General features: G+C 71.6%; 18 protein-coding genes. 4 read left to right on the top strand and 14 right to left on the bottom strand.

Features of this window, described 5'->3' with window-relative positions:
• Positions 1-35 precede the first annotated feature (35 nt).
• From OG782_RS20550 to OG782_RS20500, 11 genes are all read right to left on the bottom strand, one after another.
• On the bottom strand, positions 36-1,661 hold the full coding sequence (locus tag OG782_RS20550) for a DoxX family membrane protein (protein WP_406453017.1): 1,626 nt from the start codon (positions 1,659-1,661) through the stop codon (positions 36-38).
• A gap of 211 nt (positions 1,662-1,872) precedes the next feature.
• Complete coding sequence (rlmB, locus tag OG782_RS20545; protein WP_406453015.1) at positions 1,873-2,829, bottom strand: 23S rRNA (guanosine(2251)-2'-O)-methyltransferase RlmB; 957 nt, start codon at positions 2,827-2,829, stop codon at positions 1,873-1,875.
• A gap of 82 nt (positions 2,830-2,911) precedes the next feature.
• Entirely contained in the window at positions 2,912-4,318 is a 1,407-nt protein-coding gene (gene cysS, locus OG782_RS20540; RefSeq protein ID WP_406453013.1) for a cysteine--tRNA ligase, read from the bottom strand.
• Positions 4,319-4,432: 114 nt separating this feature from the next.
• Entirely contained in the window at positions 4,433-4,837 is a 405-nt protein-coding gene (locus tag OG782_RS20535; RefSeq protein ID WP_406453011.1) for a PPOX class F420-dependent oxidoreductase, read from the bottom strand.
• Positions 4,834-6,099: an MFS transporter gene (locus OG782_RS20530; protein WP_406453009.1), complete on the bottom strand. Its 1,266-nt coding sequence runs from the start codon at positions 6,097-6,099 to the stop codon at positions 4,834-4,836. Before OG782_RS20530 ends, OG782_RS20535 begins: the two co-directional genes overlap by 4 nt.
• Positions 6,096-7,820 (bottom strand): ABC transporter permease subunit, encoded by a 1,725-nt coding sequence (locus OG782_RS20525; RefSeq protein ID WP_406453007.1) that lies wholly within the window; start codon positions 7,818-7,820, stop codon positions 6,096-6,098. Before OG782_RS20525 ends, OG782_RS20530 begins: the two co-directional genes overlap by 4 nt.
• Complete coding sequence (locus tag OG782_RS20520; RefSeq protein WP_406453005.1) at positions 7,817-9,337, bottom strand: ABC transporter substrate-binding protein; 1,521 nt, start codon at positions 9,335-9,337, stop codon at positions 7,817-7,819. Before OG782_RS20520 ends, OG782_RS20525 begins: the two co-directional genes overlap by 4 nt.
• A 50-nt stretch (positions 9,338-9,387) precedes the next feature.
• Positions 9,388-9,975 carry a GNAT family N-acetyltransferase gene (locus OG782_RS20515; protein WP_406453003.1) on the bottom strand — a complete coding sequence of 196 codons (588 nt, stop codon included), beginning with the start codon at positions 9,973-9,975 and terminating at the stop codon, positions 9,388-9,390.
• 149 nt (positions 9,976-10,124) lie between these two features.
• Positions 10,125-10,637, bottom strand: a complete 513-nt coding sequence (ispF, locus tag OG782_RS20510) for a 2-C-methyl-D-erythritol 2,4-cyclodiphosphate synthase (protein WP_406453001.1) — start codon at positions 10,635-10,637, stop codon at positions 10,125-10,127.
• Complete coding sequence (gene ispD / locus OG782_RS20505) at positions 10,627-11,373, bottom strand: 2-C-methyl-D-erythritol 4-phosphate cytidylyltransferase (RefSeq protein WP_406452999.1); 747 nt, start codon at positions 11,371-11,373, stop codon at positions 10,627-10,629. Before ispD ends, ispF begins: the two co-directional genes overlap by 11 nt.
• A 582-nt stretch (positions 11,374-11,955) precedes the next feature.
• The gene (locus tag OG782_RS20500; protein WP_006380568.1) at positions 11,956-12,438 is read right to left on the bottom strand and encodes a CarD family transcriptional regulator; all 483 of its coding nucleotides are present in this window, start codon (positions 12,436-12,438) and stop codon (positions 11,956-11,958) included.
• 607 nt (positions 12,439-13,045) lie between these two features.
• Here OG782_RS20500 and OG782_RS20495 point away from each other — a divergent pair.
• Complete coding sequence (locus OG782_RS20495; protein WP_406452997.1) at positions 13,046-13,723, top strand: DUF461 domain-containing protein; 678 nt, start codon at positions 13,046-13,048, stop codon at positions 13,721-13,723.
• Positions 13,724-13,845: 122 nt separating this feature from the next.
• Here OG782_RS20495 and OG782_RS20490 read toward each other — a convergent pair whose 3' ends face one another.
• Together OG782_RS20490 and OG782_RS20485 are read right to left on the bottom strand one after the other, a co-directional pair.
• The gene (locus OG782_RS20490; RefSeq protein WP_073733027.1) at positions 13,846-14,526 is read right to left on the bottom strand and encodes a response regulator transcription factor; all 681 of its coding nucleotides are present in this window, start codon (positions 14,524-14,526) and stop codon (positions 13,846-13,848) included.
• Positions 14,523-15,797, bottom strand: coding sequence for a sensor histidine kinase (locus tag OG782_RS20485; protein ID WP_406452994.1), 1,275 nt, complete (start codon positions 15,795-15,797; stop codon positions 14,523-14,525). Before OG782_RS20485 ends, OG782_RS20490 begins: the two co-directional genes overlap by 4 nt.
• Before the next feature lie 198 nt (positions 15,798-15,995).
• On the opposite strand from OG782_RS20485, the gene phoU reads away from it, so the two are divergent.
• Positions 15,996-16,673, top strand: coding sequence for a phosphate signaling complex protein PhoU (gene phoU, locus OG782_RS20480; RefSeq protein WP_406452992.1), 678 nt, complete (start codon positions 15,996-15,998; stop codon positions 16,671-16,673).
• 273 nt (positions 16,674-16,946) lie between these two features.
• Complete coding sequence (locus OG782_RS20475; protein ID WP_406452990.1) at positions 16,947-17,099, top strand: hypothetical protein; 153 nt, start codon at positions 16,947-16,949, stop codon at positions 17,097-17,099.
• A gap of 71 nt (positions 17,100-17,170) precedes the next feature.
• On the opposite strand, the gene OG782_RS20470 is transcribed toward OG782_RS20475, so the two are convergent.
• The gene (locus tag OG782_RS20470; protein WP_406452989.1) at positions 17,171-18,502 is read right to left on the bottom strand and encodes an MDR family MFS transporter; all 1,332 of its coding nucleotides are present in this window, start codon (positions 18,500-18,502) and stop codon (positions 17,171-17,173) included.
• A 208-nt stretch (positions 18,503-18,710) separates the two neighbouring features.
• Between OG782_RS20470 and OG782_RS20465 the strand changes: the two genes are divergently transcribed.
• The gene (locus OG782_RS20465; RefSeq protein ID WP_406452987.1) at positions 18,711-19,469 is read left to right on the top strand and encodes a phosphoglyceromutase; all 759 of its coding nucleotides are present in this window, start codon (positions 18,711-18,713) and stop codon (positions 19,467-19,469) included.
• Positions 19,470-19,495: the final 26 nt, after the last annotated feature.

The raw sequence follows: 19,495 nt of genomic DNA, 5'->3' as shown, positions 1-19,495 counted from the left end.
CGCCCCTTCGGTCTGTGCGGGGTGCGGTTTCCGCGTCAGCCGAGGAGGCCGCCGATGGGGTTGCGGCCGCCGCTGCCGCCTCCGCCGGTGGTGGAGCCCGTGGAGCCGGTGCCGGGGTCCGTGCCGCCGGTGGTGGAGCCGCCGCCGGTGGTGCCGGAGGAGCTGGGGCCGGAGCTGGTGGTGGCGGGGGGCTGTTGCGGGGTGCTCTGCTGCGGGGGCTGCTGTCCGGTGCCCTGGGTCTGGCTGGGCTGTCCGGTGCCTGCGGCCTGGCCGGTCTCTCGGACGGTGTCGGTGGTGGGGGTGGTGGCCCTGGCGGACGGGGTGCTGGGGGCGGTGGAGCGGGAGGGGGCCGGCCGGTTGCCCGCGGGGCTCTTGGAGGCCTTGCCGCTGCGGGATTCGCCCGGGAGCGGGGAGCCGGGGAGCTGGTTGGTGGGGATGCCGTCGGGTCCTGGGACGGTGACGACTTCGGAGGAGCGGACGGCGCCGCCGAGCAGGGAGCCGATGAGGAGGGTGAGGCCGACGACGACGGCGGCGACGATGGCTCCGCGGCGCAGTACGCGGCGGCGGAGGTCCCAGATCTCGGAGCGGGGGCCGAGCTTGCGCCAGGCTTCGCCGGCGAGGCGTCCGTCGATGGAGTAGACGGGGGCGCCCGCGATGACGAGGGGGCTCCAGGCGGCGAGGTAGATGATGTCGGGTGCGTCGTACACGGCGACGGTGCGCCAGCTGACGGTGACCAGGAGTGCGGCGGACAGGAGGGCGCCGACACTGGCGGCAACGCGTTGCCAGAGGCCGAGGACGGTGAGGACGCCGACGACGACCTGGAGGAAGGCGATGGTCAGTCCGGCGCCGACGGGGTGGGAGAGTGCGAAGTCACGCAGGGGTTCGGCGAGGGCCCAGGGGTGCAGTGAGGTCAGCCACTTGACCATGGAGCCGCGGTCGCCGCCGTCGAAGTAGACGGGGTCGCAGAGCTTGCCCATGCCGGCGTAGATGGAGATGAAGCCGAGGAAGACGCGCATCGGCAGCAGGACGACGCCGAGGTTCATGCGGTGGCCGGGGTAGTACGCGTGCCGGACGGTGTCGGTGTTCTGGCGTCGGCTGCGGTGGTCCGCGCTGTCGGCGTCTTCGGCGTCGTACGGTCGCCGGTCGTATTCGTCGTACGGTCCGGGCTCGACGGGGTCGTAGGCGCCGACGGCCTGGCGCATGGGGGGCAGCAGTGGTCCGCCGGGGCGGGGGCCGCCGATGACGGGGTTGGGCTGGGTCTCTTCGAGGCGCGGGATGACCTGGGTGCCGGCGCCGCCGTGTCCGCTGTCGAACTCGTAGGAGGCGTACGGCTCGTAGGGGTCGTAGGCGGTGTCGGCCCGGCCCGCGGTGGAGTTCCGTACGGCCTGGAGGAGTCCGGTGGCGCCGGGGTCGCCGGGGGCTGATCTGCCGCTCCACACGACGGGGGCGCGGCGGCCGCGTCCTGCTCCGGTGCCGCTCATGGCGGGGATCCTGGGCGCACCGGCGGGGGTCGCACCGCGCAGCCGTGCGCGCTGGCCGGGGGCGAGCTGCACCCGGAAGCTGGCGTGGTTGACGATGACCTGCGCAGGGTCGCAGTCCACCTTGGTCATGCTCAGGGCGGGTTGTTCGTCGAACCGAGGCGTTCTGGTGTCCACACTCATCTAACCGAGTGATGTGTGTTTAGGACACTGCCTTGACGGTGTCGAAGTGTCGGAGGCCCGTCAACAGGTGGTGGCGGGGTGCGCCGGGGCGTGCGCGTGTCCTGGTGCGCCCCCGGGCGGGTCCTGCCGGGGAGTCGGCCGGCGGAGGGTTGCTCCGTCGGCCGACGCCCGTGCGGGTGGTCCTGCGGGGTGGTCCTGTGCCCCTGGTGGCTCAGGCGCGGCGGCGTGCGACCTCGTACATGACGATGCCGGCGGCGACGCCGGCGTTGAGGGATTCGGCGCCGCCGGGCATCGAGATGCGGACGCGGTAGTCGCAGGTCTCGCCGACGAGGCGGCCGAGGCCCTTGCCCTCGCTGCCGATGACGATGACGACGGGTCCGCCGAGGGCTTCGAGGTCCTCGACGGTGTGCTCGCCGTCGGCGGCGAGGCCGACGATGGCGATGCCTTCCTTCTTGTACGCCTCGAGCGCGCGGGTCAGGTTGGTGACCCGGGAGACGGGCGTACGGGCGGCGGTGCCGGCGGAGGACTTCCAGGCTCCGGCGGTCATGCCGGCGGCGCGGCGTTCGGGCACGACGACGCCGTGGCCGCCGAAGGCGGAGACGGAGCGGACGATGGCGCCGAGGTTGCGGGGGTCGGTGACGCCGTCGAGGGCGACGATGAGGGGGTCCTCGCCGTTGTCGTAGGCGGCGGCGGTGAGGTCCTGCGGGTCCGCGTACTCGTAGGGCGGGACCTGGAGGACGAGGCCCTGGTGGTTGAGGCCGTTGGTCATGCGGTCGAGCTCGGGGCGCGGGGCTTCCATCAGGTTGATGTTGCCGCGCTCGCCGGCGAGCTGGAGGGCTTCGCGGACGCGCTCGTCGTTGTCGATGTACTGCTGGACGTAGAGCGTGGTGGCGGGCACGCCGTCGCGCAGGGCCTCGAAGACGGGGTTGCGGCCGACGACCATTTCGGAGGTGCCCTTGGCGCCGCCGCGGCGGGGGGCGGGGCGGCGGTTGGCCGCGTGCTTGGCCTTGGCGGTCGCGATGCGGTTCTTCTTGTGCTTCTTGCGGTCCTCGGCGGGCGGCGTCGGTCCCTTGCCTTCGAGACCACGGCGACGCTGGCCACCGCTGCCGACCTGCATGCCCTTCTTGTTGGACGTGCGGCGGTTCTTGCGCTGGCTGTTCCCGGCCATGACCTACCTGTTTCGTTGCTTCAGACGTGCGTACGTATAAGTGAGAGTGTGCCGCCCGGCGGGCCGGGCGGCACATGGAGGACTACTGGCGGGGGCCGAGTGTCCACCGCGGTCCGGTGGGGCTGTCCTCGATGACGAGCCCGGACTGGTTGAGCTGGTCGCGGATGGCGTCGGCGGAGGCCCAGTCCTTGCGGTCGCGTGCCGACTGGCGCTGGTCGAGGACGAGGCGTACGAGGGTGTCGACGACGCCGTGGAGGTCGTCGCCGCGGTCGCTCTCGCTGCCGGCCCAGTGGTCGTCGAGCGGGTCGAGGCCGAGGACGCCGAGCATGGCGCGGACCTCGGCGAGGCGTGCGACGGCGGCTTCCTTGTCGTCGGCGGCGAGGGCGGAGTTGCCCTGGCGGACGGTGGTGTGGACGATCGCGAGGGCCTGCGGGACGCCCATGTCGTCGTCCATCGCCTCGGCGAAGGCGGGCGGCACCTCGGCGGCGGGTTCGACGGTCTCGCCGGCCTTCTCGGTGACGCGCTGGACGAAGCCCTCGATGCGGGCGAACGCGGACTCGGCCTCGCGCAGGGCTTCCTCGCTGTACTCGATCATGGACCGGTAGTGCGGGGTGCCGAGGTAGTAGCGCAGCACGATGGGGCGCCAGTTCTTGACCATGTCGCTGACGAGTACGGAGTTGTCGAGCGACTTGGACATCTTCTCGCCGGACATGGTGACCCAGGCGTTGTGCACCCAGTACTTCGCGAAGTCGTCGCCGAAGGCCTTGGCCTGGGCGATCTCGTTCTCGTGGTGCGGGAAGATCAGGTCGATGCCGCCGCCGTGGATGTCGAAGGCGGTGCCGAGGTACTTGTGCGCCATGGCGGAGCATTCGAGGTGCCAGCCGGGGCGGCCGCGGCCCCAGGGGGTCTCCCAGCTGGGCTCGCCGGGCCTGGACGCCTTCCACATGGCGAAGTCGCGCTTGTCGCGCTTGCCGGACTCGTTGTCGCCGGAGGGCTGGCGCAGGTCGTCCAGGTCCTGGTTGGAGAGCTCCAGGTAGCCGGGGAAGGAGCGGACGTCGAAGTAGACGTTGCCGTCGGCGGCGTAGGCGTGGCCGCGCTCGATGAGGCCGCGCATCATCTCGATCATCTCGGTGATGTGGCCGGTGGCGCGGGGCTCGTAGCTGACCGGGAGGCAGCCGAGCGCGTCGTAGCCCGCGTTGAACGCGCGCTCGTTCTCGTAGCCGATGGCCCACCACGGGCGGCCCTGTTCGGCCGACTTCGTGATGATCTTGTCGTCGATGTCGGTGACGTTCCGGACGAACGTCACGTCGTAGCCGCGGTGGGCGAACCAGCGGCGCATGATGTCGAAGTTCAGTCCGGACCTGATGTGCCCGATGTGCGGGGCAGCCTGGACAGTGGCGCCACAGAGGTAGATCGAGACACAGCCCGCTGTGAGCGGGACGAAGTCACGGATCTGCCGGGCGCTGGTGTCGTACAGGCGAATAGTCACGCCTCAAGGGTAGTGGGCGCGCACCAGTGCCCCGCGACCCCTTGGGGGATTGCTTCGGCAGTTGTTACGGCTCCGGTTGGCCCGGCCGTCTTCCGTGGCTCCGTCCGGGGGTGCTCAGAGGCTGCCGACGACCTTCCTGGGGGTGATCCGGACGACGACGCGCGGGTCGTCGGTGGCGGAGGCGGGGTTGAAGTCGGCGTACTTCTTGCCGGTGTACTTCTGGGAGAGCTCGTCGATGAGTTCCTGGCCGCCCTCGGTGGTGAGGGTGGCGGTGCCGCGGATCTCGGCGTAGGTGTACGGGGAGTCGAAGGGCTGGAGCACGACGGAGACGCGTGGGTCGCGGGCGAGGTTCTGTTCCTTGCGGCGTCCGGTGGTCGTGGAGATGAGGATGTCGTCGCCGTCCCGTTTCACCCAGACCGGGGACACCTGGGGGCTGCCGTCGGGCTGGACGGTGGCGACGGTGACGAAGACCGGGGTGTCGAGAAGCGCCTTGAGTCCTTCGGAGAGTGCGGCGGTCATGGCGTACGTCCTCCTGAGCTGGTCGGTGATGCCTCTATCCCTACCCCAACCGCGCTTCCCCGTCCCTGCTTCCCGGCGGCGCCCACCGGAAGGGTCAGTGCCAGGGCGGCGCCGGCGAGCGGGACGGCGGCGAGGGCGGCCCACCGGACGGGTGCGGGGGCGTCGAGCAGGGCGCCGGTGGCGGCGCTGCCGCCGAGCACGGCGAGGCCGGAGACGGAGGAGAGCGCTCCGGTGGCCAGGCCCAGGTGCCGGTCGTCGACGAGGTCGGGTACGAGGCCGCGGGCGGCGGGCACCAGGAGCATCTGGCCGAGGGTGAGCAGGACGACGAGCGCGGCGGGCGGCAGCAGTCCGGCGGGGCCGGCGGGGGTCAGGGGTACGGCGGCGAACCCGGCGGCGACGGTGGTGAGGCCGGTGACGAGGGCGGTGCGGGGGGCGAGCCGGTGGGCGGACCAGCGGGTCAGGGGCAGCTGGGCGCAGACGACGAGCAGCGAGGAGAGGGCGAAGAGCCAGCCGAGGGCGGTCTGCGAACCGGTGGCGTGCTGCACCTCGGCGGGCAGCGAGAGGTAGAGCTGGTTGTACGCGACGAGGTAGCTGCTGTACGTGAGGCAGAGCAACAGGAACGGGCGGTTGGTGAAGACGTGGCGTACCGCGCCGCGGTGTGCGGCTGTTCGGGTGGCGGGGGCGCGGCGCGGCATGAGCCGGGCGTGTCCGGCGAGGACGGCGGCGAAGACGAGGACGCCGGCGAGGCAGGCGGCCCGGAAGCCGGCGCCGAGGAGGAGGAGCAGCGAGCCGAGGAGGGGGCCGAGGAAGGCGCCGGCCTGTCCTGCGGCGGCGAACCGGGCGAGGACCTGGGCGCGTGGGGTGCCGGTGCGTTGTTCGTGCCGGACGGCTTCGCGGGCGGTTTCGGATTCGACGGCGGGTGAGAAGAGTGCGGCGGCGAATCCGGTGAGCAGGACGGCGCCGATGACGGTGGCGGTGGAGTCGGCGAGGGCGAGCCAGCCGAAGCCGGCGATGCGCAGGGCACAGCCGGTGAGGACGACGGGGCGGGGTCCGTAGCGGTCGGTGAGGGCGCCGCCGATGACGAAGAGGCCTTGCTGGCTGAAGGTGCGGAGGCCGAGGACGAGGCCGATGAGCCAGCCGGCCATGCCGAGGCCGGTTCCGAGGTGGGTGGCGAGGTAGGGCAGGACGGCGTAGAAGCCGGTGTTGAAGGCGAACTGGGTGGTGGTGAGGAGGCGGAGGTAGGGGGTGGTGGCGGAGCTCATGCGGGGTGCTTCCGCGTTCCGCGGCCCCGTACCGCCGCTGTGGTGAGGGCGGCGAGGGCGCCGAGTACGGCGAGTGCGGCGGCGGGGGCGAGGACGGAGAGGGGGGCGCGTTCGGCGTAGGGGAGGTTTTCGGAGAGCATGCGCCCCCATTCGGGCGAGGGGGGTGCGGTGCCGAGGCCGAGGAAGCCGAGGGAGGCGAGGGCCAGGGCGATGGCGGGGATGCGCAGGACGGCGTGGCGGGTGACGGGTGGCAGGACGCCGGGCAGGAGGTGGCGGCGCAGCAGGTGGAGCCGTCCGGCGCCCATGGCGCGGGCTGCGGTGAGGTGGGGGGCGGCGCGTTCCTGGGCGTGCAGGGCTGCGGTGTGGGCGGCGAGGGGTGCCCAGGCGACGGCGGTGACGGCGGCTGCGGCGCTCCAGGGGCCGGGGCCCGCGATGCCGGCGACGACGAGTCCGGTGAGGATCGCGGGCAGGGCGTTGGCGGTCTCGGTGAGGGCTCCGGCGCGTACGGCTCCGAGGGCGAGGCCGATGAGCAGGGTGGCGGCGGAGACGGCGACGGCGGTCAGGACGGTGCGGGCGGCGCCGTGTCCGAGGCGGGCGAGGATGTCGCGGCCGAGGGAGTCCGTGCCGAGCGGGTGGGCGGCGGAGGGTCCGGCGAGGCGGGCGGCGGCGTCGATGTGGAGCGGATCGCGCAGGAGTCCGGCGAGGGTGACGGCGGCGAAGAGTGCGGTGAGGAGGAGTGCGCCGGTGATCAGGGACGGGCGTGCGCGGGTGGCGGGCGGGACGAGTGCGGGCAGGGCGCCGTCGTTCAGGGCGGGGCCGAGCAGGGTGCGGGAGGTGAGGCGGGCGGTGAGTCCGGCGGCGGTGCCGAGGAGCAGCAGGATCAGGACGCAGGCCTGGAGGACGGGGAGGTCCTGGGCGAGGGCGGCGGACAGGGCGGTGGAGCCGAGGCCGGGGATGGCGTAGAGGGTTTCGACGGCGACGGCTCCGCCGGTGAGGCCGACGACGATCAGGCCGATCTGGGGCAGCAGGCCGGGCAGGGTGCGGCGCAGGGCGTGGCGGGCGGTGCGGTGTCCGGGCATCCCGGCCGCGGTGGCGGTGCGGGCCCAGGGTTCGGCGAACGCGGCGGGCAGTGCGTCGTCCAGGAGCCGGCCGAGGAGGGCGCCGGCGGGGATGCCCATGGCGAGGGCGGGCAGCACGGTCTGTGCGGGGGTGCCCCAGCCGAGTGCGGGGAGCCAGTCGAGCCGGACGGCGACGACTGCGGCGAGGACGGCGGCGATCAGGAATTCGGGGAGGGCGGCGAGGACGGCGGCGCCGGTGCCGGGCCCGGCGTTGACGATCCGGTGCCTGGCCGCGCGTCGCAGGGTGCGGGCGGTGAGGGCGGCGGCGGTCAGGAGGGCGACGGTGAGCGAGAGGCCCATGAGGGTCAGGGAGACCCCGAGGGCGGATATCGCGTCGGGGGCGACGGGTTGTCCGGAGACCCAGGAGGTGCCGAGGTCGCCGCGCGGGAGTCCGCCGAGCCAGTTGCCGAGGACGTGGAGGGGGCCGCCGTCCAGACCGGTCTCGGCGCGGATGGCGTCGAGGGTCTCGTCGGTGGGCGGCCGGTCGGCGTACCGGGCGTGCAGGATCGTGAGGGCGGGGTCGGTGCGGGTGAGCCTGGGCAGCAGTCCGATGACGGCGACGACCGCGAGGAGTGCGGTGAGCCGGCCGGCGAGATGCTTCACCCGACGCGGGTGTCTGCGGTGATGAGGGTGCGTTCCATCGGGTCGAGGGATACGCCCTTCACGCGGCTGTCGTCGTAGCCCTGGACGAAGCGTTCGTGGAGCAGGGGTACGAGTGCGTCGGTGCCCAGGACGTCGGCCTCGGCGGTTGCGGCGGCGGTGTGGCGGGCGTCGGTCGCGGTGGTGGCGGCGGCCTTGTTCACGTCGGCGTCGACGCGCTCGTCGCAGAGCTGGGAGATGTTGAAGCTGCCGTCGCAGGTGAAGTCGGAGGCGAGGTAGGAGACCGGGTCGGCGGTGTCCAGGAGGGTGTTGCGGGCCTGGATGAAGGCGTCGTACTTCCCGGCGAGGGCGTCGGCCTCCAGCTGGGCGTAGTCGCGGACGACCTGCTTGACGGTGAAGCCGCGCCCGGTGAGCTGCTGCTGGACGACGGTGGCGACCTCGGGGAGTTCGGGCCGGTTGGTGTAGGTGGCGAGGACGATCTCCTTCGTCTTCGCGACCTGGGCCCGGTCGGCGGCCTTCGCCCGGTCGACGGGGGCGGTGCGGGCGTCGGCGGCCCAGGGGACGCCGGGGCCGAGGAGGCCCTGTGCGGTGTCGGCGCGGCCTTCGTAGACGGCCTTGACGAGGGCCTTGGAGTCGATGGCCTCGCGGGCGGCGGCGCGCATCGCGGGGTCGGCGAAGACGCCGTGCGCGGTGTTGAGGGAGAGGCCGTTGGTGCGGGCGGAGGGGAACTCGTGGACGAGCCCGTCGCCGAGGAGGGAGGCCTGGGAGACCGGTACGTACTCGGCGACGTCGACGGCCCCGGTGCGCAGGGCGTTGGCGCGTGCTGTGCCGTCGGCGACGAAGGTGACGTCGACGCCGGGGGCCTTGGCCGTGGCGCCCCAGTAGGTGTCGTTGCGTTCCAGGGTGGCGCTGACGGCGCCCTTGACGGTGGCGAGGGTGAAGGGTCCGGTGGCGTGTCCGGCCGGGTTCACCTTGCCGTCGCGGTAGGCGGCGGCGGACAGGATGGTGAGCGAGGGGTTGGCCAGGCGCTGGGGCAGCAGCGGGTCGGCTTCGTCGGTGACGATCCGTACGGTGCCGGCGCTTCCGGCGGTCGCGGTGATGCCGGTGTCGGACAGGACGCGGGGCTTCGGTGAGGCCTTCTCGGCGGCGTTGAGCGAGCGTGCGACGGCGGCCGGGTCGACCTTCGTACCGTCGTGGAAGAGCGCCTTGCGCAGGGTGAAGGTCCATTCCTTCGCGCCGTCGCGCTTCCAGGACGTGGCGAGTGCGGGCTTCGCCGCGCCGTTGCGGTCGAGGGTGGTGAGGCCTTCGACGACCGCGAGCCGGCTGAGGGTGACGGCGTCGTCGCCGTAGGGGGACATGGCCTGGGCGGGCGGGAAGGCCATGACGACCCGGAGTCGTTGCCCTGTGCCGGCCGCGTCGTCGGACGCGCCGCCGGAGCAGGCGGTGGCGAGCGGGACGAGGAGTGCGGTCGCGGACAGGGTCAGCGGCAGCGCGGAGCGACGGCGTCGGGGCGTGGGCATGGAAACGACCTTATATGAAAACGATTGTCATTTGATGGGAGGGGGGTGGCTCAGGCGCCAACGCGCGGCCCGGCCCCGGGGAACGGCAGCTCGAAGTGGACGATGCCCTGCCCGCCGCCCGGCAGGGTGCGCTCGTCGCACACCTCCCGCGCCAGCGACCGCCAGAACGGTTCGGCGCCCGGCACGGCGGGGTCGGTGTGCAGATAGACCGCGTCGTACCCGCCGGCGCCCGCCACGAAGTCGCAGAGCTCGCGCACCATCCGGCGGGCGAGCCCCTGCCTGCGGTGCTCGGGCGCGACATAGATCCGGCACAGCTGGGCGGTCGAACCGGACGGGAAGCGGTCCGCGACCCACTGCGGATTGGGCGGCGCCTGCGGGCCCCGGTCGCGCACGGCGCCCGTGGCGACGATCTCGCCCGCGCGCTCGGCCACCAGCAGCGTGCACCGCGCCGGGCGCAGATAGGCGGCCTCGGGGTCGATGATGTCGGCGTGCCAGCGCGGTACGTAACCGGACCGCAGATCGCGGTAGACGGTGTCGAGCATGACGGCCCGCGCCCCGCCGATGTCCTGCGGTCCGGCGGTGCGCAGGACGTACCCGCCGGCGTCGGCCCGTACCGGAGCGATCGTCGTCGTACTCATCCCGGAGTTCCACCGTCCCTCGCGCGCCACGTCATTGCCGTACCAGCGTACGTGCAAGTGATGTGCAACAAGGTCGGGGGCCCGGAGGACCGCCAGGTCAGGGCTGCGGGAGTGCCCTCAGCAGGACATCGGCGGACCCCCGGGCGGGCTCAGCCGGTGCGGTAGACCAGGGCGGTCGCGATGCCCGCGACGCCCTCGCCGCGCCCGGTGAAACCGAGCCCGTCGGACGTGGCGGCGGAGAGCGAGACCGGCGCACCGACGGCTGCGGCGAGCACCTGCTGCGCCTCGTCGCGCCGCTTGCCGATCTTCGGCCGTACGCCCACGACCTGGACGGCGACATTGCCGATCTCGAAGCCCGCGGCCCGCACGATCCTGGCCGCCTCGGTCAGCAGCGTGACCCCCGCGGCGCCGGACCACTCGGGGCGTCCGGTGCCGAAGCGCTGCCCGAGGTCACCGAGGCCGGCGGCCGAGAAGAGCGCGTTGCACGCGGCGTGCGCCACGACGTCGGCGTCGGAGTGCCCGGCGAGGCCGGGCCCCTCGCCCTCCCACAGAAGACCCGCGCACCACAGCTCGCGGCCCTCCTCGAAGGCGTGGATGTCGGTCCCGATCCCGACGAGTGGGATCACCGGCGCGGCGCGCCCGTCCGTGCTGTCAGAAGCCATCGTTCGCCCTCCTGCGTGCGAGAACCGCCTCGGCCAGGACCAGGTCCAGCGGCCGGGTCACCTTGAACGCCTCCTCGTGCCCGGGTACGACCACGACGGGCGCCCCGAGCTGCTCCACCATGCCCGCGTCGTCGGTCGCGCCCTCGCCGCTGACGGCGACCCGCTCATGGGCGCGCACCAGCGTGTCGCGGTCGAAACCCTGCGGGGTCTGTACGGCCCGGAGCCGGGCCCGTACGGGAGTGGAGAGCACCGGCTCGGGCTCACCGGGCGCACCCGGCTCGACCTCCTTGACGGTGTCGGCGAGCGGCAGCGCGGGGACGACGGCGGGCGCGCCGTCCCGTACCGCCTCGATCACCGCGTCCACGGTGTCGACGGGCACGAGCGGGCGGGCCGCGTCGTGCACGAGGACGGCATCGATGTCGGCGGGCAGTGCGTCGAGGCCCCGCTTCACCGACTCCTGGCGGGTGTCGCCGCCCGGTACGACGAGGAACTCCGTGCGCTCGGGCAGGGCGTGCTCGTCGAGCAGGTTCCTGACCTCGGGGGCGCCGTCCGGCGGTGCGACGACCACGACCAGGGACACATGGCGGGAGGCCGCCATGGCCCGGACGGCATGGATGAGCATGGGCGTCCCGCCCAGCCCGCGCAGCGCCTTGGGGGCGCCCGGGCCGAGCCGTACGCCGCGGCCGGCCGCGGGAATGACGGCGGCGGTGCGGTAAGGACGCGATTGATCAGACATCGGTTGCACTCCGAAGCATCGGCATGTTTGTCTCCACGGCCGACGTGGGTATGGCCACAAGCGAGCCGGGCGCTACGCCATGACTCGACCGGGACCCTTTCCGTGACCCCGGGCGAGCCAGGGACCGCCCCGGCCGCTCGGGATCGGCCTGACACGTCGACTTCACAAGATCGCGAGCAAAGTACCGGGGGATCGTCGGTGAGGCCAACGCACCGGCGTATCGGAAAGAACATCCGGGGTCACCGGGCCGCGCCGCCCACAGACGTCACCCCGTCGTTAATTCCTGTCCGGAACACATGGCCGTCAGGAACAGATGGCCGGATTCCGCAGCCCATGGCTTGAATGCATGCGCTTGGAATGCACGCCGGAACCGATGTCCGGGCACGCCTCGCCCGGACAGGCCGCATCCGGACAATCGACATACGCACATACGCACATACGTCCGGACATGCCGCAGCGCCCGGCGACACACCGTGAAAACGGCTGGTCAGCGGGCACCGCGGCACACTATCTATAGCCCGACGCGATCCAGCTGTGACGGCTGGCGCGATCCGGTTCGGACCGGTGCGGTCCTGGTCCGATTCAGGACGCGAGAACCTCGTCGAGGAGAGCCTCGGCCTTGTCCTCGTTCGTGTTCTCCGCGAGAGCGAGCTCACTCACCAGAATCTGGCGAGCCTTGGCGAGCATGCGCTTCTCACCTGCGGAGAGTCCACGCTCGCGCTCGCGACGCCACAGGTCGCGAACCACTTCGGCGACCTTGATGACATCGCCGGATGCGAGCTTCTCGAGATTTGCCTTGTAGCGCCGGGACCAGTTCGTCGGCTCCTCGGCATACGGTGCGCGCAGCACCTCGAAGACCCGGTCCAGCCCTTCCTGCCCGACTACGTCGCGCACACCCACGAACTCCGCATTGTCCGCCGGTACACGCACCGTCAAGTCGCCCTGAGCGACCTTGAGCACCAAGTAGGTCTTGTCCACGCCTTTGATCTGGCGAGTTTCGATAGCCTCGATCAGCGCGGCCCCGTGATGGGGATAGACCACGGTGTCGCCAACCTTGAACGTCATGTGACAGGTACCCCTTCCGTGGCTATCAAGAGTAACACGAGAACAGCTTCTCCTGAATGGCGTTTTCGCAGGTCAGGGCATATCTCGGGGCTTGACAACTGCGACACGGACGTGCTGCGGAAGGCTCTCGGGCGACGGTATTCGCAGGTCGGAGCGGCTGTACGGGCAGGGAGAAACGCGGACGTTACACCTACCGGAACCCGCCCCGAAGTGACTGAACGTCCCGGTTTGCCGGGTTCCAGATGGTGAACTTTCTGTACTCCGTTCGGCGATCGATCACCCGTACGGCGGTAAGTGCCGATGCCCAATGAAATTGATCAACGTTCGGCCGGCGCGAGGATTATGTGCAATGAATGCGTCAAGGCCGGTGAACAGCGGGGGAAGCGCGGGGCGAACGTGCGGCGGAATTGATCAAGCGTGTTATGTGAACGGCGTGCGAATGAACACCGGGCGGCGGCCCGCGATCCCCGGGACCCGTCAGGGGCGGGTCGGGTGCGGGGCGGCGACGGGGGCTCGGTAACCTGGCGGCTGACAGACCCTTAGGGCGGCTTTACACCGCTCGCCCGACCCCGTCCGTAAGTCCGTACGTTAAGGAGTTGCCGCCGCCGTGAGCCGCAGCCTTCGACACGGCGCCTTCGCCGCCACCGCCATCGTGTTCTCGATCGCCGCGCTCTCCGCATGTGGTGCGGGCCAGAACGCGCAGACGCTCGGAGTCAGGCCTGACAACGCCGCCACCTCGTCGGGCGACATCAAGATCCAGAACGCCAATGTCGTCACACAGTCCGTGCGCGGCGCCAACGGCCCGGCCGTCGTCACCGCCACGCTGTTCAACAACGGCACCAAGGCGGAGACCCTCGACGCCATCACCCTGACGGGCAGCAGCGGCTCCGTGCAGCTGCACGCCGCCGAGGGCTCGGGACCGGTCGTCGTCCCGGCCGGCGGCAAGGTCCTCCTCGGCGGCAAGGGGAACGCCGCCGCCGTGATCGAGAACGGCAACGAGGCCACGCAGAACGGCAACGTGCAGCGGCTGGTCTTCAAGTTCAGCGAGACCGGCGACATCCCGCTGGGCGTGTCCGTCGTTCCGGCGGACAGCTACTTCAAGGGCTTCGGCCCCAGCTCGCTGCCCCAGCCCCCGAAGCTGCCGGAGAAGTCCCCGGAGACCTCGCCGACCGGTTCCCCCTCCGAGACCCCGGGCGAGCCCACGGGCACCCCTTCCGGCTCGGCAACGGGCGGCGACACGTCCACCCCGAGCGACGCGGCGTCCGACTCGCAGCAGCCCGGCTGACCGCACCGACCCGCACGGCACGCAGGTATGGCTGAGGGCGCCTCCCGGTCCGGGAGGCGCCCTCAGCCATACCTGCGTGCCTCAGCGTGCCGTATCGCCCCGGAGCGGGGCGGCAGGCCGGTTTACGGCTCGAACTTGTACCCCAGACCCCGCACCGTCACCAGGAACCGCGGGGCACCCGGGTCCGGCTCGATCTTGGCGCGCAGGCGCTTCACGTGGACGTCGAGCGTCTTCGTGTCGCCCACATAGTCCGCGCCCCAGACCCGGTCGATCAGCTGCATCCGGGTCAGCACCCGGCCGGCGTTGCGCAGCAGCATCTCCAGCAGGTCGAACTCCTTGAGCGGGAGGTCGACCTTGCCGCCGGAGACCGTGACGACGTGACGGTCCACGTCCATCCGGACCGGGCCGGCCTCCAGGGCGGCCGGGGTGACCTCCTCCGGCTCCCCACGGCGGCGGAGCACCGCGCGGATGCGGGCGACGAGCTCGCGCGAGGAGAAGGGCTTGGTCACATAGTCGTCGGCTCCTATCTCCAGGCCGACTACCTTGTCGATCTCGCTGTCCTTGGCCGTGACCATGATCACGGGAACGTTGGACTTGCTGCGAAGCTGCCGGCAGACCTCGGTGCCCGGCAGGCCGGGCAGCATCAGGTCGAGGAGCACGAGGTCGGCGCCGTTGCGCTCGAACTCGTCCAGACCGTCGGGTCCCGTGGCCGCGATGGCGACCTCGAAGCCTTCCTTGCGGAGCATGTAGGACAGGACGTCGCTGAAGGATTCCTCATCCTCGACGACAAGCACTCGGGTCACGGAAGAGCCTCCGGGGCAGGGAATGATTCAAGAGTGTCTGGGGCGGCGGCCGGGTAGGGCCCCTCGTCGCCGTTGACGATGAGCGGTCCGCCTGATGTGCGGTCCCGTTCCCGTACGGAGCCCGCTTCGGGCAGCCGCAGGGTGAAGGTGGAGCCCTGTCCCTCCGAGCTCCAGACAGTGACCTCCCCGCCGTGCGAGGCGGCCACATGCTTGACGATGGCGAGGCCGAGGCCGGTGCCACCGGTGGCGCGCGAGCGGGCCGGGTCTACGCGGTAGAAGCGTTCGAAGACCCGTTCCCGGTCCTTCTCGGAGATGCCGAAGCCCTGGTCGGTCACGGCGATCTCGATCTCGTCCCCGCCGGGCACGGCCACCCGGCGGACGGCGATGCCGACGCGGGTGCGGGCGGGGCTGTAGTTGACGGCGTTCTCGACGAGGTTGCCGAGTGCGGCGGCGAGCTGGCCGCGGTTGCCCCATATCCGGAGCTCGGCGGTGCCGCCGGCGGCCATGGTGATCTGTTTGGAGCCGGCCTGCTGCCGGCAGCGGTCGATGGCCTCGGCGACCAGCTCGTCCACCCGGACCGGCTCGGCGTCCTCCAGCGGGTCGTCGTTCTGCACCCGGGAGAGGTCGATGAGCTCCTGTACGAGGTTGGTGAGCCGGGTCGCCTCTATCTGCATCCGGCCCGCGAACCGTTCCACCGCCTCCGGATCGTCGGAGGCGTCCATGACGGCCTCCGAGAGCAGGGACAGCGCGCCGGTCGGGGTCTTGAGCTCGTGGCTGACGTTGGCGACGAAGTCGCGCCGTACCGCTTCGATACGGCGTGCCTCGGTGAGGTCCTCGACCAGCAGCAGCACCAGCCGGGAGCCCAGCGGGGCGACCCGGGCGGAGACCGCGAGGGCCTCGCCCCGGCCGGTGCCGCGGCGCGGGAGGTCCAGCTCGACCTGTCGTATCTCGCCGTCGCGCCGGGTGTCCCTGGCCATGTTCAGCATCGGCTCGACGGCGAGGCGGCCTCCCCTGACCAGTCCCAGCGCGTACGCGGCGGAGCTGGCCTTGACGACGCTGTCGCTCTCGTCGAGCACGACCGCGGAGGAGCTGAGCACGGACAGGACCGTGTCCACTCCGGGGGGCAGGGGGGCATTGCTGTCGGGCCGCAGGGACGTACGCGTCGGCTTCTTCTGGTCGCGCTCGCTCCAGCGGAACGCCAGCATGGCGATCACACCGGTACAGACCCCGGCGATCGCTGCAGCTGCGGCGACCGCCGCGTTCACGTCCATGTGTCCAGGTTATGCGGCCGGGGCGACACTCTCCCAGCCGTCCGAGTGCGTATCCGAACACTCGTCGCCCAGAGTTCACCATGGGGCAAGCACCGGTTCACTTGGCCGGTCGGAACCCGACGCGTAGGGCCGTCACGGTGGCAACGTGGGGTGCAGAGCTGGCCCCGGCCTCGGTTAAGGACTGGAGAGGGACATCCCATGCGTGACGCGTACCACGAGGAACTCGACTCGATCGGCGAAGGCCTGGTCGAGATGGCCCGGCTCGTCGGGTCGGCGATCGGCCGGGCGACGACGTCCATGCTCGACGCCGACCTCAAGCTCGCGGAGACGGTGATCGCCGCGGACCAGAAGGTCGACGACCTCCAGCACGACCTCGAGGCCAGGGCCATCGCCCTGCTGGCGCGCCAGCAGCCGGTGGCGACCGATCTGCGGATCGTCGTCACCTCGCTGCGGATGAGCGCCGACCTGGAGCGCTCCGGCGACCTCGCCCAGCACGTCGCGAAGCTGGCCCGGCTGCGCTTTCCGCAGTCGGCGGTCCCGCACGACCTGCACGCCACCATCCTGGAGATGGGGCAGCTGGCGCAGCGCCTGATGGCGAAGGCCGCCGAGGTGATCATCACCAAGGACGTCGACCTGGCGCTCCAGCTGGAGCAGGACGACGACGAGATGGACCTGCTGCACCGCACGCTGTTCCAGCACCTGATGGACGACCGCTGGAAGCACGGCATCGAGACGGCCGTCGACGTGACGCTGCTCGGCCGCTACTACGAGCGGTTCGCCGACCACGCGGTGTCGGTGGCCAAGCGCGTCGTCTACCTGGTGACGGGTGAGCACGCGGACGAGATCCAGCAGCCGGCGCCGGTCGAGGGCTCGTAGGACTGCGTGCAGGGCTCGTAGGGCAGTCCCGGGTGGGGGTCCGGGGTGGGGGTCCGGGGTGGGGGTCCGGGGTGGGGGTCCCGGGCGGGGGTCCCGGGGCGGGGGGTGCACGACGGCGCATCGGCTCGCACAAATGTTCCTGCGCGTGTGCGCCGTTGATGCGCCCGTCCGGGTGGGCATGCAATGGGGTGGGGCGGTGCGACTTGTCCGTACCGCTCCGGTCGTGGGCCCCGTGCGGGCGTACGGCCCTGTCGTACGCCTTGAGGAGGAACCATGGCCGATTCCCCCATGACCGAACCCCAGCAGGAGACGCCCGCCGCCGAAGTGGCGCGGCAAACCGTCCTCGGCGCCTGCGGCTGCGGCTCGGGCTGCGGCTGCGGCTGCCAGTCCGGAGCGCCGTGCCAGTGCGGCGGCTGCTCCGGCTGACGGGCGCGGAACGCCGGAGGGGAGTCCCGCGCGGACCGTTCCGCGCGGGACTCCCCCGCCGACGCCCTGCCTCAGCCCATCCGCTCGACGGCGGGCTCCGCACCGGTCCCGGCCACAGCGCCGTCCACGGCCGGTCCGCTGTCCATGACCGGTCCGCTCTCCACGACCGTGGCGGGCGGCGTCGCGCCGTCCTTCGGCAGGTTCCGCATCAGCAGCCAGTAGCCGAACGCGGCCACGGTGCCCAGGACCGCGCACGTCCCCCACAGCCACCCGGCCCCGAAGTGGTCGATCACCACACCGGACATCAGCGGGGCGACGAGCGCCGCGGCCGCCCACGACAGGGTGTACATGCCCTGGTAGCGGCCGCGGCCGTGAGCCGGTGACAACTGGACGACCAGGCCGTTCTGCACGGGCGCGTTGACGATCTCGGCGACGGTCCAGACGCAGATGGTCAGCGCGTACACGCCGACCGAGCCTGCGAAGGCGGTCAGCCCGAATCCGTACCCGGCCAGCAGCGACGACACGATGAGCAGCCGGCGCGGGTCGCGGCTCTGGATGAACCGGGTGACCGGGATCTGCAGCGCCACGATCAGGACCCCGTTGACGGCGACCGCCGTACCGAAGTCGGAGCTGCTGAACCCGTCGGCCCCCATGGCCACCGGCAGCCCCACGTACCCCTGCTGGAAGATCAGGGCGATCACGAACGACAGCCCGACGACGCCCATGAACCGCCCGTCGCGCAGCACGGTGCCGAGCCGTACGGCATCGTCGGCGGCGGAGGCGCCCGGGGCGGTGGACGGGACCTTCGCCGGCCGGGACTCCGGCACCTTCATGAAGACGACGACCGCGCAGACCAGGGTCATCACCGCCTCGCCGACGAAGCCCGCGAGATAGCTGTACTCGGCGACGAACCCGGCCCCGGCCGACGAGACCGCGAAACCCAGGTTGATCGCCCAGTAGTTCAGCGAGAAGGCCCGTACCCGGTCCTTGGCCGGGACGATGTCGGCGATCATCGCCTGGACCGCCGGGCGGGAGGCGTTGCTGGCCATGCCGACGACGAAGGCGACGGCGGCGATCGCCACCGGATGGACCATGAAACCGAGCACGGCCACCGACACGGCGGTGGAGACCTGCGCCACCAGCATCGTGGGCCGCCGCCCGAACCGGTCCGTCATCACCCCGGCCCCGAGCGAGGAGACGACCCCGCCGAGCCCGTGGAGTGCGGCGACCAGACCGGCGTACGAGGCCGAGTAGCCCCGGTCCATGGTCAGGTACAGGGCCATGAACGTGGCGACGAACGCCCCGAGACGGTTGACCAGGGTGCTGGTCCACAGCCACCAGAACTCCCTGGGGAGGCCGGAGACCGTTTCACGGGTGGCCCGTCTGAGACCGGCGACAGACATACGGGTTCCCCCCGGGGCGTACGGAATCGGATGCCGGCGGTAAGAGGTCCGCCGACCACCCGAACATTACGAACCGGGGATTTGGAGCTGCCACTCAATTGACGCCGCCCGTCAATCGGAGCCCGTCGCCACCCCGCCGGCGCCACCCGCCTGTCCGCCCTGTGGCCGGGCGCGCGCGGCCCGTACGGGTTCGATTACGCTCGGACTCATGGCCGACGCACCGTACAAGCTGATCCTCCTCCGCCACGGCGAGAGCGAATGGAACGCGAAGAACCTGTTCACCGGATGGGTGGACGTCAACCTCACCGAGAAGGGCGAGAAGGAGGCGGTCCGCGGCGGTGAGCTGCTCAAGGACGCCGGCCTGCTCCCCGATGTGCTGCACACCTCGCTCCAGAAGCGCGCCATCCGCACCGCCCAGCTCGCGCTGGAGTCCGCGGACCGCCACTGGATCCCCGTCCACCGCTCCTGGCGGCTGAACGAGCGCCACTACGGCGCCCTTCAGGGCAAGGACAAGGCCCAGACGCTCGCCGAGTTCGGCGAGGAGCAGTTCATGCTCTGGCGCCGCTCGTACGACACCCCGCCGCCCGCCCTCGAGGACGGCACCGAGTTCTCCCAGAGCGGCGACCCGCGCTACGCGTCGATCCCGCCGGAGCTGCGCCCGCGCACGGAGTGCCTCAAGGACGTCGTCGACCGCATGCTGCCGTACTGGTACGACGACATCGTCCCGGACCTCCTCGACGGCAAGACGGTCCTGGTCGCCGCGCACGGCAACAGCCTCCGGGCCCTGGTCAAGCACCTCGACGGCATCTCCGACGCCGACATCGCGGGCCTGAACATCCCGACGGGCATCCCGCTCGCCTACGAACTGGACGAGAACTTCCGCCCGCTGAAGCCGGGCGGCACGTACCTCGACCCGGACGCGGCGAAGGCGGCCATCGAGGCCGTGAAGAACCAGGGCAAGAAGTAGCAGCCCCTGCGCATCGAGCCCCCTGC

The sequence above is a fragment of the Streptomyces sp. NBC_00876 genome (assembly GCF_045207435.1).
GTDB lineage: Bacteria > Actinomycetota > Actinomycetes > Streptomycetales > Streptomycetaceae > Streptomyces.
This window is presented reverse-complemented; position numbering and strand designations above follow the sequence as displayed.